Consider the following 14,595-nt stretch of genomic DNA (forward strand, 5'->3'; position numbering starts at 1 on the left):
ACAGCTGATTTTATTTTATAGGAGGTAACTAAACCGTTCTTTAAGGCAAAATCTGTACTATAATTCACCCTCTCCGGGAGTCGGTATGCTTTTCAGTTTGTCCTCCGATTCACCAAAGGCAGGGTTTTCTCCCGCTTTTTTGATCGAGCACTGTATTCCAGTTTCAATGGTCTTTTTTGTCCCAGACAAACAATGGCTGAAAAGCAAGACAATGCTGCAAGAGTTAAAGTCTTTTAAACATCATCGTATTCCAAACATTAGTTTGTAGCGCTAAAACTGTAAGACTTACCCGCCTGTGTTTTAAAGCTATATATAAAGTCCTTTCCAGATTCCTTTTTTGACAATATGTTGAAACCAGCCTGAACGGAATTTAATGTGCGGATCTGGCAATCATTTCCTGAAAGCGATTTGATGGTCAGCTTCGCCAACATGCCATTTTTCCATTCCAGGTCTGTGATTTCAAAATTACCACGCGCAATCAACCCTTTGACACTGCCGTCTGCCCAAGCTGTTGGCAGAGCAGGCAAGATCTGGAGATCACCAGTATGACTTTGCACAAGCATTTCTGAAACTCCGGCTGTGTATCCAAAATTCCCATCAATTTGAAAAGGGGGATGGGCGCACAACAAGTTAGCGTAGATTCCGCCACCTTCATTGTAATTTATGGCTGATCCACCTACTGGAGTGATAAAATTCTTCAAAATCAGGTAAGCATGATCGCCGTCCTGTAAACGTGCCCAGAAGTTCATCTTCCATGCCATCGACCAGCCGGTGGATGCATCGCCACGAGCCAGCAAGCTAGTCCTTGCAGCCTTTGCCAATTCAGGTGTGTTAATCGTCGTGATCTCTCTACCGGGATGCAAGCCAAATAGGTGTGAAACATGGCGGTGTGTATCTTTAGGATCATCCCGATCGGTTTCCCATTCTTGCAATTGTCCCCATTTACCAATTTTCGGTTTAAGCAAGTGTGTTCTCAAATCCGCAATATGATCTCTGTAAATTTTGTCAACTCCTAAAATATCCGCCGACTCAATGTAGTTTGTGAACAGATCATAAACAATCTGCTGATCATGACTGACTCCATCTTCTGTAGGTCCATGCTCTGGCGACCATCCCAATGGCGAAACTAAGGTCCCATCCGGTCTGCGCTTCAAGTGGTCATCCCAAAACTCAGAAACTTCTTTAATAATTGGGTAAGCAAAATTCTTTAAATAAGCTTTGTCCCTCGCGTAAGAATAGTGCTCCCAAAGGGCTTGAGCATACCAGGCGCTTCCAGGAGTATTCCACAGATAGCTTTCCCCTCCAAACAGATTACTTTCGGTTCTCAGCGTCCAGCCCCTAACACCAGGATATTCTTTTTGCGTATTGATTTTCCTAACTTCTCGTATTGCGTTAATATGATCCAGATAAGGTACAGCACATTCAGATAAATTGGTTGGCTCTGCCAACCAATAGTTCATCTGCAAGTTTATATTTGTATGGTAGTCACTTCCCCACGGTGGGTTATTAGTGTTGTTCCAAAGCCCCTGAAGATTGGCTGGTAAGCCACCTTTTCTGGAAGAACTGATTAATAGGTATCTGCCATATTGAAAGATCAACGATTCTAACTCCCGATCGGGTGTTTTCTTATAATTCTGCAATCTTTTGTAAGTCGGCATAGCTAGCGTTGCAGCACTGCTTTTACCAAGATCAAGAGTTACACGGGCAGATAACGACTTATAATCCTTAACATGGGCATCCATCAACACAGTAAACTGCTTTCCAGAAGCAGCTGCCAGAATCTTTTTATTTTTCGAGTCCGGTAATTCCCCTTTCCACTTTTTACTACGATCATTAAGGAAATCTGTACCCGCTGCAAGTAGAATGATAAAACTATCTGCATTTTCTATCCGCAGTTGGCTTCCTCTTTTTCCATCTGATTCGACTTTTACTGAACCGCCTTCCGTTTTCACCATTACATTGGCCTGATAAAGCATCCCATTATCAAGTTTACCACCTATCTGTAGTGTTTTTCCATCAGTACCAGAATTGTTTACCAGACCACCATGCGCATCTTTTAACGTCAGCACTCCTGAATAAGCGCCTTTCTTATCGGCAGTAAACCTCAGCACCATGACCTTATCCGGAAAGCTGCAAAAGTACTCCCGTTTATATTTTATGCCATTAGCGGTATAAGTTATCTGATGCAAAGAATTATTGAGATTAAGTTCCCGCTTGTAGTCGACCGGAGCAATTGAATCAACCTTCACAAAGTCGACATAGAGATCGCCAAAGGCCTGGTACATCCCACGTTCAGTTTCATTTCCGGTCCAAAGTGTATTGTCGTTAAATTGAATATGTTCTTTCTGCGTACCTCCAAAAATCATCCCTCCAATGCGACCGTTACCAATCGGATACGCATCTTCCATCCAGGTTTTAGCCGGACGATTATCCCATAATTTCAGGTGAGTTGTTGACGCTCCTGCCTGCTTCTCCTGGGCATTTAGCTGCAGTGCAATCAGAAAAAATAATCCTGAAAGAAAGTTGATTTTTCTTGTGTTCATATTTGGTAATTTTTGTGGTAATTAATTACCGGTCATTCGACGGATATTTCAAATGTAATGGCTTGAGATTATAATCCAATTTAAAAAACCTTAAATTGATGGATAGTTCTATGCTTTGAATATATTGCTTAATATTATGCTAAATAATTAGATGGCATTAATTAATAAAATCCCTGACCTATGAATAACCGTAGAGACTTTTTACAAAAGATTGGCGCTACTGCCTTAATGTTGCAGCTTGGGAATGCTAGCGCTGCATGGTCCAACACCCCCGGCGAATCAGAAGCACCTTATGAAGGACCAGTACTTCGCGTTGCAATTATGGGTCTGGGCAGCTATGGAACTAGAGTTGCCCAGGCCATGGAATCCTGCACCCGGGCAAAACTCGTTGGCTTGATTAGCGGTACGCCTTCAAAAATTAAAGATTGGCAGGAAAAATACAACATCCCGGATAAGAATTGCTATAACTATGAAACGTTCGATCAGGTAAAAAACAATCCTGATATCGATGCAATTTATGTAATTACCCCAAATGCGTTACATCACGATCAGGTCATCCGTGTCGCCAAAGCCGGAAAGCACGCCATCTGCGAGAAGCCAATGTCTTTAGACGCTAAAGAAGCACAGGAGATGATTGATGCCTGCAAAACAGCAAATGTTAAATTGTTAGTTGGATACAGAATGCACTTCGAGCCAAAGACGCTAGAGATTATCCGGATGAGAAAGGCTGGAGAATTCGGAAAGATCAAATTCTTTCAGGGTCTTTGCGGTTTCACTTCAGGTGACCCAAAACAATGGCGCTTAAATAAGCAACTCGCAGGTGGAGGCTCCATGATGGATATCGGTATTTACGCATTGAATGGAGCGAGGTATATGATAGGTGAAGAGCCAATTTGGGTTACCGCACAAGAAACAAAAACTGATCCGGTGAAGTTTAAAGAAGGTGTGGACGAAACCATCCAGTTCCAACTTGGCTTCCCCAGTGGAGCAGTCGCCTCTTGCCTATCCACTTACAACATGAACAACCTTGACCGTTTCTTCCTTACAGGTGAAAAGGGCTTTGCAGAGCTATTGCCTTCTACCGGATATGGCCCCATCAAAGGCAGAACGCACAAAGGGGTTCTGAACCAGCCAGAACCAACGCACCAAACTGTACAAATGGAAGAGATGGCCCAGATCATTTTGGAGGGCAAGGTACCTGTAGTTCCTATAGACGGTGTGGAGGCATTGAAAGACATGAAAATTATCGATGCAATCTATTTGGCCGTAAAGACAGGAAAGAAAGTTGTTTTAAAAGGCTAACAGATTCTAATCAATTTGTAAATCATACTTCAGGAGTAAACCAGCAAGTCCGTTTGTAGAAAAGCGGGCTATTTTTTATGCGGAGGGCTATTTTAGCACATTCGTTATTCTGAACCAACGCTTTAACTCCGTTTAATTAAAAAAACTTTATAATTAGAACAAAGGATATATCTTTGAGCTCAAATTTTTACAAAATATTTTATGGCAAAGGCTTCAGACATCAAAACTGGTAATATTTTACGTTTCAACGGAGAATTGGTTACCGTTACAGAAATCCTACACCGTACACCGGGTAAAGGTGGCGCTTTTTATTTAGGTAAATTCCGTAACATTAAGTCAGGCAAAATAGTAGAAGCCCGCTTAGCAACCGATGAACAGGTAGAAATTTGCCGCGTCGAAACCAATGATTACCAATATCTATATGATGAAGGTGATTATTTCGTGGTAATGGATAACATTACATTCGACCAGTTCAATATTCCAAAAGCGCTATTCGGCCCTGCAGCCAAATTTCTAAAAGAAGGAATGGATGTTGTTGTTTCTTTGGAAAGCGAAGAACCGATCATGGCACAAGCACCTAATTTTGTTGACCTGGAAATCACCTATGCTGAACCAGCTGTTAAAGGTGACACCTCATCTGGCGCGCAAAAATACGCGACAACTGAAAATGGTATAGAAATCAAAGTGCCTTTGTTTGTAAACGTAGGTGACAAGATAAAAGTCGATACCCGCACAGGCGAATACATAGAGCGCGTCAAATAATTCAAATTAACAATTTGTTACCGCTGCCCTAAGCTGCAAACTTAGGGCAGCTATAGTTTCCATCAGGCTCTTAGAACTCTCAATTTCCTTAGGCGAAAAGCATTTCATATTTCCAGGATCAAAAGAAGCTGCATTTTTCGTAGCAAAATCTATATTCGCTAATGCCTCATTAAGGATCGGTTGTATCGATTCCGTATTGCCCGGCAGCAAACTAATATTTAGCGCGGTCGTCATCGCGTTGATCCTATAACTCATCACCTGTATTTCATAGAGCATCTGAATATTTATCCGCTTCCGCTGAGGTTCTTGTAGAACATGCTGGATGGCTTCAGAAAATCCAGCAAGAGTATTATCGGCTATTTTTCTCGCCAACTTTGTAGAAACATCCAGTTTCTTTATTCCTGATTTCGAGGCTAAAACTGTTTCGAGATATTGATAGTTCCCAGACAACAACCTGGCAAGCACCGGCTTCAAAGTATCGCTTTCCCATATTGGAAAAAGGTACGCCGCTGCGAATGCTATCGCACAGCCAAGAATTGTAAATAGACTTCTTTCCAACAATATCTCAGTGGAATAGCCCTGCAGGACACTAAGCGCAATTAAGGCACTCGGTGTAATGCAAAATACACTGATTGCATATCTGGGGCGATTGAAAGTAAAAAATCCAGTTAAAAAGATCGCCGACAGTATTAAAAGAATAAAACTATTCTTAATCAAAAGCAACATTGCCATACCCACGACAATGCCGATAAAAGTCCCTACGAGTCTTTGTATGTTCCTATTCCAGCTGACTGAAAACCTTGGTTTCGCTATCACCACAACTGTTAGCAAAACCCAATAATTATACTTAGCGTTAGGAAAAGCGAAGCCAATAAGGCAGGCGGCAAGACAAAGAATTGACAGTCTTAATGAAAATCTAACTGTCGGGGAGCTCAACGTAAGTTTACTAACGATACGATCAAATGTTGCAGGAGGTGCAACAAAATCACTGAACTTGATTTTCGCAAATTGATCTTCAGCCTCAGAATCGTTAACCTGATGAACGTAGATCCCTACTTGCCTTAGGTTCAATTTGATATTTAGTATAGTTTCCCTGTCACTACTTTTGCAACCATTAGCGGCATGCTCCAGATTTTTTAATAGATCTTCATACGACCTATTCGCAGTTATCGATCTTTTGGAACGCTGTAGATAACTCACACTCAATTTCTTCAAATCTGATGCGAGGTATTCAATTAATACAATTACCGTCTCCAATACACCTGTGCCAGCGAAACGCCGGCGCAAATCATCGTAGTTATAATGTATCGCAGTTACCTGCTCATAAAGTGAAAAGGTACTATTGACAATATTTAGCAAGCGCCTCCCCTTGGCATTTGTTGGCTCCATTGCGTGCTTATCTGTAAGCAATAAGTTTCTTATCAGTTCCTGTTTCTCAAAAACCTGCTGATGCTGAAATATAGTTTCCTGGTAGCATTCCTGAAGATTGGTTGAGGGATCGTAGAACTTTGCTTTTGTAAGCAAAAAACTAGCTGTTGCCGACAAACATTCATGAATCGCCTGATGGGTTGACCTGAAAGGTAATATGGCGGTCTGAATCAAACTTACAGTGTAATACCATGCTCCCCCGGCCATTATCATCAGACTAAAAAACAGGTTGTCTCCAGGATGCAAACCCAACACGAAAACTGCAAGGATGATACACATAGTACCTACTACTGATTCGCGAGTTCCAAGGGCGCTCATCATCGCGTAGATGAACGTGAGGAAAAAAATACAAAAAGCAGTGAGCCACTGACTGGAAAAAGATAGGCCGACAAGGAAAGTTGTGATAAAAAACAGAACAACACTTAACAATGCTGTTTTAAGCTTGGCTGTTCTGTGACCTGGGAGATCTGTGAGACTGATAACTAAAGCCCCTAGTCCAATTCCAATAGCAGCTTGCTTATATCCCAGCATGAAAAACAGCGCAACCGGAGAAACAACACATAACGTATTTCGCAACGCATCTTTAAAATATTCCCCGTAAAAAAATTCAATGAGTAATGATCGTAACTGGTCAATTTTATTCACTTGCGCAATTTACCTGAATTTCCCTAATTGTTCTGTCATTTAAAGGCTACTTAAGCGATAAGAATAATAAGCAAGATTTTGCCGCATTTGAGCAAATATTTGTAGATTCATTGTATGAAAAAAAGGCTACTCATCTATGCTATAACCCTCCTTTTAACTGCTCCAACAACGCTCTTTGCTCAACGTAAATATTACTTTACCAAAGCGCTTACGCTACGTACCAGCCTGAAGTACGGCAGAGAAGCAATCTACACAGATCCAGTCGTCTATGCGCTATATACCAACACACTTACCCCAGCAATTGAAGGGAGTAATTTTGGAAAGGATAAGGACGGAAAGGAGATCAGCTGGACAACAATAATGAGCGATACTGCTGGACAGTTTAGGGCTCGCGGCGGCACTGGCAGTTACGTTTATTTGGAATATATGTCTTCCAAATCTGAGTCCGCCATATTAAATATCGTTGGAAATGCTGCTGTATTTATAAACGGTCAACCACACATGGGAGACCCATATGCTGCTGGTTGGATGAACATTCCGATCCAATTAAAGCAAGGAAAGAATCAGTTTTTAGTCAGAGGCCTTTTTACTCAGGCAATGTTAACCTTCCCTACCAAAAAGATTTCATTAGACTTAAGAGATGCCACCCTCCCGAGCATTGCGCTCCCTTTGACCAGCCAGAAACTCCAGGCAGCTGTAGTTGTTGTCAACACCTCTCCTAACATTTTAAAAGACCTCAAGATCAAGAGCAGCCTCCAAGGTAAAGAATGTACAACTTCCTTGCCTCCAATTCCAGGCTATGCAACCAGGAAAGTTTACTTTAGTTTTGACCCACAACAAGTGACGGTTAAGGCGCAGAACGAATGCAAATTAACGCTATCATTAAAGGGGAAAGTACTAGACGAGCAAATCCTGAAGATTGAAAGCGTAGAGAAAGGTGACAAATACAGTAAAACCTTCATCAGCGGTATCGATGGAAGTCTGCAATATTACGCTATAGCACCTCAAATTGGCGGCGAACGCAAAAGTGCTTCCTTGTTCTTTTCTGTGCATGGTGCAGGTGTGGAAGCAATTGGACAAGCCAGAGCCTATAAATCGAAAGACTGGGGCACTTTGGTTGCGCCAACCAATAGGCGACCAAGAGGATTCAATTGGGAAGATTGGGGTAGATTAGATGCACTTGAAGTGCTGGCACTTGCAAAAAAAGATTTGCAACCTGATCCGGAGCGCATCTATTTAACTGGTCATTCCATGGGTGGCCATGGGACATGGTTTCTGGGTGCTACCTATCCGGATAAATGGGCTGCCATGGCTCCTTGCGCAGGATATCCGACTTTAAAAGGATATGGCTCGGCAGATGGCCTCATTCCCGATACCAGTTCATCAGCCGTTGGGCAGGTGCTGCTACGTAGCAGCAATCAAAGTGATGTACCAAAGCTAGCCTATAACTATAAACAACTAGGCGTTTACATTTTGCATGGAGATGCAGATGAAACCGTTTCTGTGAATTATGCCCGACAAATGAAAACGCAGCTTGCAAGTTTCCATGCAGATATGAGTTATTATGAATATCCTGGTGGCTCACATTGGTATGGAGATCAAAGCGTAGACTGGCAACCACTGTTTGATTTCTTTAAATGGCACACCATTCCCGTATCAAAGGCCACAAATGTGATTGACTTTACGACAGCGAGTCCGGGTATTTCGGCTTCCAATCATTGGATCAGCATCCATCAACAGCAGGTACCCTTAAAATATAGTCGGGTGCAACTTACCAGAAATCTAGAGACGGGAACAATAAAGGGTAGCCTCGATAATGTAGCGCTACTAAAACTGAATTTGTCGGATTTCGCTAAAGAAAAAACCATCACCATTACCCTGGATAGCTTGTCTCCTATTGAATATAAGGTCACTGAAAGCAACGACAGCCTATTTCTTGAAAAGCAAGCAAATAGCTGGAAGATTGTTAAAGCGCCTGGATTAGAAGTGAAAGGTCCACACCGCTACGGAACATTTAAGGAAGGCTTTAATAAGAACATGCTTTATGTCTATGGTACGGGTGGTTCCAAAGCCGAGCAGGAATGGAGTATGGCAAAGGCGAATTTTGATGCCGAAAGCTGGTATTACCGGGGTAATGGGGCTATAGATATTATTGAAGACAATGCATATTCCCGCAGCAAGTATCCAAATCGAAATGTGGTTTTGATTGGGAATTCCAATACCAATTCTGCCTGGAAAACGTTACTCTCAGACTGTCCAGTTAAGGTTGGTAAAGACGAGGCAAGTATTGGCAATAAGAACTGGAAAGGTGATGATCTAGCAGCCTACTTTATCTGGCCGATTTCCGGAACAGCTGCAAATACAGTTTCCGTAATCACCGGAACCGGTTTGCCAGGAATGAATGCAGCAAATGCCAATCAGTATTTTGCGGGGGGTAGCGGCTTTCCCGACATCATGCTCTTCCGATTAAAAATGTTGCAATCTGGCGTAGACCAAGTTGAATATGCTGATTTTTACGACAACAACTGGGAAATAAATAGACAGAAAACGAATCCATAAAATGAAAGTCATGATTTTTATACTATTTGCATTATTGCAGAATAACTCGGATCAAAGAGTATTAGACGTTTATGCCATTAACAAATCTGATAAACTATTTCAGGAGCAGCTGAAGGTGTTAGCTTCAGATCCAAAAGGAATTAAAGTCAGGGATATCAGTATAAAAGAACATTTTGGTAGTACGGCCTTCAAGATCACCCTCACCGGTAAAGACGGCACCAAGAAGCTCAGCTCTAAGTCAGTGCTAACACTCAAAAAGCTCTATGATACCATAGATGCAATGCCAATGAGGAAAGCGGAAATGAAGCAATAATTCACCAGGGAGAAGTTATTTGTAGCGTAGGCGATGAGCTGATCATCAAAAGTTGGAAATATTGATCGACATATCAACTTCCTTTCGAGATGATCAGCTTTAAGCACAACCTACAAAATCTTTACTTCAAATCGAACCTATCCAGGTTCATCACTTTAGTCCATGCAGCTGTGAAATCCTTCACAAACTTGTCATGCGCATCTGCGCCGGCATAAAGCTCTGCAATAGCCCTTAGTTCTGCATGGGAACCAAACACAAGATCTGCGCGGGATGCTGTCCATTTCGGTTGACCGCTAATGCGATCCGTTCCAAGATAGCCTTCCTTATCATCTGATGTCGATTTCCAGACAGTGTTCATATCAAGCAGATTGACAAAGAAATCATTGCTAAGCTTGCCAGGTTGCTGTGTAAACACCCCATTTTTTGACCCGTCTGCGTTGATATCCAATACACGTAACCCACCCAACAATACTGTCAATTCCGGAGCGGTTAACGTAAGCAGATGGGCCTGATCAACCAATAATTCTTCTGTTGAAACGGAGAACTTTAATCGGCGATAATTACGGAAACCATCAGCGATCGGTTGCAGATAACTGAACGATTCTACATCTGTTTGCTCTTGCGAAGCATCCATCCTACCTGGTGTAAAAATAACACTAGCAGCGTGCCCTGCATCATAAAATGCCTTCTCGACCGCTGCAGTGCCAGCCAACACGATCAAATCTGCGAGCGAGATTTTTTTACCAGTTGCATTTAAACCGTTAAAGTCAGCCTGAATACCTTCCAGTACTTTTAAAACTTTCTGTAGCTGTACTGGCTTATTAACCTGCCAATCCTTTTGCGGAGCAAGACGAATTCTAGCACCATTTGCGCCACCACGTTTATCTGAGCCACGGAAAGTAGACGCCGAAGCCCAAGCAGTAGAAACCAGTTCTGAAACACTCAAACCCGATGATAACACTTTTGACTTCAACGTAGCAATGTCAGATTCATCTACCAAAGGGTGATCTACAGCTGGTATTGGATCTTGCCAGATCAATACTTCTTGCGGAACATCCGCACCTAAATACAGCTCGCGTGGCCCCATATCACGGTGTGTTAATTTAAACCATGCTCTAGCGAAAGCATCAGCAAATTGATCCGGATTTTGTAAGAAATGTCTGGAAATCTTTTCATATGCAGGGTCGGCCCGCAGTGCGATATCAGTTGTAAGCATTGTCGGAAGGTGTTTTTTATTGGCATCAAAAGCATCCGGAATAATTTCACCCGCATCTTTTGCCACCCATTGTTGCGCACCTCCAGGACTCTTAGTCAATTCCCATTCAAAACCCAGTAAATTCTCGAAATAGTTATTGCTCCATTGTGTAGGCGTTGTTGTCCAGGTTACTTCCAAACCGCTTGTAATGGCATCTGAACCTTTACCCGAACCAAAACTATTACTCCATCCAAACCCCTGCGAAGCGATATCCTCTGCCTCTGGCTCGTTACCAACATGATCTGAAGGCGCTGCACCATGAGTTTTACCGAATGTATGTCCGCCGGCGATCAAGGCAACTGTTTCCTCGTCATCCATAGCCATGCGACCGAAAGTATCGCGGATATCTTTTGCAGAGGCAATTGGATCGGGATTTCCGTCTGGACCTTCAGGATTTACGTAAATTAATCCCATTTGTACAGCAGCAAGGGGATTTTCTAAATCTCTGGAATGGATGTTGCCATCGGCATCGTCATCAGATACCAACACGCCATGATCTTTTGGCGCCCCATCAGAACCATGTCTGTATCTTAAATCACCACCTAACCAAGTAGTTTCTGAACCCCAGTAAACGGATTCATCTGCTTCCCAGGCATCCTGACGACCACCTGCGAAACCAAAGGTTTTGAAGCCCATAGATTCCAAGGCAATATTGCCGGCAAGGATCATTAAATCTGCCCAGGAAATTTTACGACCATATTTTTGTTTGATTGGCCAAAGTAATCTTCTTGCTTTATCCAGACTCACGTTATCGGGCCAGCTGTTAAGCGGTGCAAAACGTTGAAGACCTGCACCTGCCCCACCACGACCATCACCCACGCGATAAGTACCTGCACTGTGCCATGCCATGCGAATAAATAATCCTCCATAGTGACCAAAATCTGCTGGCCACCAGTCTTGAGAATCCGTCATGAGGGCATGAAGGTCGGCTTTTACAGCTTCCAAATCGAGACTATTGAAAGCATCAACATAGTTAAAATCTTTGTCCATTGGATTAGACAAAGATGAATTCTGACGTAAAATATTAAGTTTCAATTGTTTTGGCCACCAGTCGTTATTTCTGGTACCGCCGCCACCGACATTGGCCTTCAAAGCTCCATGATTTACAGGACATTTACTGATATCGTTTGAATTGTTTTCCATGCTAATAAGTTTTAGTTCTCGTTTAATACGCCAGCCGGGTTTATCAATGGCTGTTACGTATAGCTATAAATTTAAGGTATTAAATTATGGAAACACAATCATTTAATTCTATGAAATGATAGCTAAAATCTATAACAGGTTTGTACGATCAATAATCTTATGAACGAAAAATGTTTTGGTCGATATGGAGTTACCTCGGAAGAGTTTTAGGTAGTTTTGAATACGTACTTCCAGTATGTTTCCTATGTCTTTTCCGGTAGCAAACACATTGCTAACACGAAGCCGAGACATAGCTGGGAAAACGCCATATCAACCAGTAACATGCTTCGGGGCAAAATTATTTAATTTATTTTCAGTAGACAAACAGCTTAATTTTTGGGAATAAAAATTGCTTGTAAATAGGCTGATGTCCCAATTATCAGTAGATATAAGATGATTTAAGAACCAACACTAAATGTATCGTTATTCTGTGGATTACGATTTCTGTTTTCTGATTCAAAAACAGTATCAATAGTTTGGGCTGTCTTATTTTTAGAAGCTGCCACAGCGAGTTCGTCGCAGCGCTCATTTTCAGGATGATTGTTGTGACCTTTTACCCAAACAAATTTGACGTTGTGCAATTTGTGTACGTTAAGGAACATCAACCATAGATCTTTGTTCTTTTTCCCTTTGAAGCCAGTTTTTAGCCAGCCGAAGACCCATTTCTTCTCCACAGAATCTATGACGTATTTTGAATCGGAGAAAATGGTTACCTCCTGCCCAGGTGTTTTCAGGGCCGTTAAGCCAACAATGGTTGCCAATAGTTCCATCCTATTATTGGTAGTCATACGGAAACCTGCGCTGAGTTCCTTGTAGTGATTTCCTGACCTCAAGATCACTCCATAACCCCCCGGTCCAGGATTTCCACTAGCAGCTCCATCAGTATATATCTCGATCATACAGTGGCAAATCTATGTTTTTAACGCCAATAAGCAATTTAAGGGATAGAATTTCTATCCCCCTGTAAATTCAAAAGGTTGAGATTGAAAGGATTAAAAGATAATGCGTGTGAAACTTTAATATTATTTGATTAAAATATTTTAAATCGTACTTTTGTAGCGTTGAAAAACACATGGTGGTTTTAGCTCAGTTGGTTAGAGCATCGGTTTGTGGTACCGAGGGTCGTGGGTTCGAGCCCCATATTCCACCCATCGTTGGGGAAAAGAATCTTTTAAAGATACTTTTCCCCTTTTTTTTGTCTCTGTAACTCTTTGTTTTTTAGGTATGTTATCGCGGCAATGCTGTTGAGATTTGTAGTTTGATACTCATCTTTGCCATAAATCAACATTCCATTAAAAATTATCTTCACTAGGTGTCTTTTGTCCTCAAAGTAGGTTATCAACCAGAAGTGCTTTCTAACAAAGATACGCTCAATCAATTATTTGCCAGAAGCAGATAACTGCTTTTCAAGCATCATTCAAAATGGATAAGTATACAAAGCAAACGTGCTGAACTTTTGTTTGAAAGATATCCAGAAATGAAGATGCTTATGATCTATTTTTAGGGCTGGGGGATATCTTTAAAGTCTGCAAGAGTAAATAACAGGCCTTTAAAAAACTCGTAATATGGTACAAGCGGGTTGAGGGATTGAAGCTTTCCGGACGGTGGCCAGATCAATACAATTACATTACCTTTCAATATTAAACTTCTTCATCAATAGAAGCATAAATGCATTGGCTGAATCTTTCAATGCTAAAGTCAAAGCGTACAGAGCTACCCCCATAGGGTTAGAGACATCAATTTCTTTCTTTTCAAATTATCAAAAATCTATGCTTAAATCCTTCCTCCCAAGAATTCCGCTTGATCCTTAATCACTGCTCCACAGCATTTGGCCTTGATTATGTGATTTTTATTCCATTCCTTCAAAGCAGGACGCGTTAGTAAAATTAATGGTACAAGTAACCTCGGGCCTTTGGCGGTATGTAAAAGCTAGGCTGGAGATAAAAAACTTCGTATTGAAGGCAATGTAAATAGCCGATTGGTTTGCACCATCAGTCAATTATTTTTGAGAAGGTTTTAAGGCGTGTAATTTGTCTTTGCTCACAGTTTCTATCTTTACGTTCTCGCCTTTAAAATCAACGGAAGTGACTGCACTTTCCTCTATTAATGCGTCGTACGAATTAGTATTAGGAATGGTACTTCCGTCTACTATTAGACCTTTTTGTTTCCAATTTGTTATTTTTCTACGTTTATAAAAATCTTCGAGACTAATAAGCTTAACATTCGGGTTTAGTGTTACAACAGCAACTACTAAGTTTTCTGAATTTGGGAATCTTTTTGTTGTAGCCTGAGAACTCAAAAAGTCAAAACTTTTTACACTAGAAAATGGCGCAATTAAGGCGTGAGTTATAACCTCATTCGAAGAATCAGACCTTACAATAAAAACGGCCGTAACTTTCTCTTTTGCCGATTGAGCAAACGACATGCTGGGTAGTAAAAACACCGAAATTAGAATTATAATTTTTGTTTTCATGATTATTTAGAATTATAGAGTGATATTGCTTATGTGCCTAATTGCACTATTATCTCATACCTGTTATTTCCTGGACGCTTGTAAGTGCAGTAGAACTATCTACTTGGTAGCTTCCTAATTGCGGATCAAAATA

The 14,595-nt window shown here is 41.5% G+C and carries 10 protein-coding genes and 1 tRNA gene; 6 read left to right on the forward strand and 5 right to left on the reverse strand.

Annotated features, from left to right (window positions below):
* Positions 1-257 precede the first annotated feature (257 nt).
* Positions 258-2,543 carry a glycosyl hydrolase family 95 catalytic domain-containing protein gene (locus ACHFIZ_RS11335; RefSeq protein WP_410885872.1) on the reverse strand — a complete coding sequence of 762 codons (2,286 nt, stop codon included), beginning with the start codon at positions 2,541-2,543 and terminating at the stop codon, positions 258-260.
* A gap of 180 nt (positions 2,544-2,723) precedes the next feature.
* On the opposite strand from ACHFIZ_RS11335, the gene ACHFIZ_RS11340 reads away from it, so the two are divergent.
* Together ACHFIZ_RS11340 and efp are read left to right on the forward strand one after the other, a co-directional pair.
* Positions 2,724-3,845 (forward strand): Gfo/Idh/MocA family protein, encoded by a 1,122-nt coding sequence (locus ACHFIZ_RS11340; RefSeq protein WP_410885874.1) that lies wholly within the window; start codon positions 2,724-2,726, stop codon positions 3,843-3,845.
* 201 nt (positions 3,846-4,046) lie between these two features.
* Positions 4,047-4,607 carry an elongation factor P gene (efp, locus tag ACHFIZ_RS11345; RefSeq protein WP_410885876.1) on the forward strand — a complete coding sequence of 187 codons (561 nt, stop codon included), beginning with the start codon at positions 4,047-4,049 and terminating at the stop codon, positions 4,605-4,607.
* Positions 4,608-4,613: 6 nt separating this feature from the next.
* Here the strand turns inward: efp and ACHFIZ_RS11350 are convergent, their stop codons facing one another.
* Positions 4,614-6,680 carry an FUSC family membrane protein gene (locus ACHFIZ_RS11350; RefSeq protein ID WP_410885878.1) on the reverse strand — a complete coding sequence of 689 codons (2,067 nt, stop codon included), beginning with the start codon at positions 6,678-6,680 and terminating at the stop codon, positions 4,614-4,616.
* Positions 6,681-6,794: 114 nt separating this feature from the next.
* Between ACHFIZ_RS11350 and ACHFIZ_RS11355 the strand changes: the two genes are divergently transcribed.
* Together ACHFIZ_RS11355 and ACHFIZ_RS11360 are read left to right on the forward strand one after the other, a co-directional pair.
* Entirely contained in the window at positions 6,795-9,239 is a 2,445-nt protein-coding gene (locus ACHFIZ_RS11355) for an alpha/beta hydrolase-fold protein (protein ID WP_410885880.1), read from the forward strand.
* Between the two features lie 10 nt (positions 9,240-9,249).
* Positions 9,250-9,552 (forward strand): DUF4174 domain-containing protein, encoded by a 303-nt coding sequence (locus tag ACHFIZ_RS11360; protein ID WP_410885882.1) that lies wholly within the window; start codon positions 9,250-9,252, stop codon positions 9,550-9,552.
* Positions 9,553-9,673: 121 nt separating this feature from the next.
* On the opposite strand, the gene katG is transcribed toward ACHFIZ_RS11360, so the two are convergent.
* The gene (katG, locus tag ACHFIZ_RS11365) at positions 9,674-11,950 is read right to left on the reverse strand and encodes a catalase/peroxidase HPI (protein ID WP_410885884.1); all 2,277 of its coding nucleotides are present in this window, start codon (positions 11,948-11,950) and stop codon (positions 9,674-9,676) included.
* A 437-nt stretch (positions 11,951-12,387) separates the two neighbouring features.
* Positions 12,388-12,888, reverse strand: a complete 501-nt coding sequence (gene rnhA, locus ACHFIZ_RS11370) for a ribonuclease HI (protein ID WP_410885886.1) — start codon at positions 12,886-12,888, stop codon at positions 12,388-12,390.
* A gap of 175 nt (positions 12,889-13,063) precedes the next feature.
* Here rnhA and ACHFIZ_RS11375 point away from each other — a divergent pair.
* Positions 13,064-13,139 (forward strand) — tRNA-His (locus tag ACHFIZ_RS11375).
* 436 nt (positions 13,140-13,575) lie between these two features.
* Positions 13,576-13,800 (forward strand): transposase, encoded by a 225-nt coding sequence (locus ACHFIZ_RS11380; RefSeq protein ID WP_410886033.1) that lies wholly within the window; start codon positions 13,576-13,578, stop codon positions 13,798-13,800.
* A gap of 188 nt (positions 13,801-13,988) precedes the next feature.
* Here the strand turns inward: ACHFIZ_RS11380 and ACHFIZ_RS11385 are convergent, their stop codons facing one another.
* On the reverse strand, positions 13,989-14,462 hold the full coding sequence (locus ACHFIZ_RS11385) for a hypothetical protein (protein ID WP_410885888.1): 474 nt from the start codon (positions 14,460-14,462) through the stop codon (positions 13,989-13,991).
* Positions 14,463-14,595 lie beyond the last annotated feature (133 nt).

It is taken from the genome of Pedobacter sp. JCM 36344 (assembly GCF_046546555.1).
GTDB lineage: Bacteria > Bacteroidota > Bacteroidia > Sphingobacteriales > Sphingobacteriaceae > Pedobacter.

Excerpts from the sequence above, each read along its gene's own strand:
- ACHFIZ_RS11335 (WP_410885872.1), bottom strand. The coding sequence starts at position 2,543 with ATGAACACAAGAAAAATCAACTTTCTTTCAGGATTATTTTTTCTGATT.
- ACHFIZ_RS11340 (WP_410885874.1), top strand. The coding sequence starts at position 2,724 with ATGAATAACCGTAGAGACTTTTTACAAAAGATTGGCGCTACTGCCTTA.
- efp (WP_410885876.1), top strand. The coding sequence starts at position 4,047 with ATGGCAAAGGCTTCAGACATCAAAACTGGTAATATTTTACGTTTCAAC.
- ACHFIZ_RS11355 (WP_410885880.1), top strand. The coding sequence starts at position 6,795 with ATGAAAAAAAGGCTACTCATCTATGCTATAACCCTCCTTTTAACTGCT.
- ACHFIZ_RS11360 (WP_410885882.1), top strand. The coding sequence starts at position 9,250 with ATGATTTTTATACTATTTGCATTATTGCAGAATAACTCGGATCAAAGA.
- katG (WP_410885884.1), bottom strand. The coding sequence starts at position 11,950 with ATGGAAAACAATTCAAACGATATCAGTAAATGTCCTGTAAATCATGGA.
- rnhA (WP_410885886.1), bottom strand. The coding sequence starts at position 12,888 with ATGATCGAGATATATACTGATGGAGCTGCTAGTGGAAATCCTGGACCG.
- ACHFIZ_RS11385 (WP_410885888.1), bottom strand. The coding sequence starts at position 14,462 with ATGAAAACAAAAATTATAATTCTAATTTCGGTGTTTTTACTACCCAGC.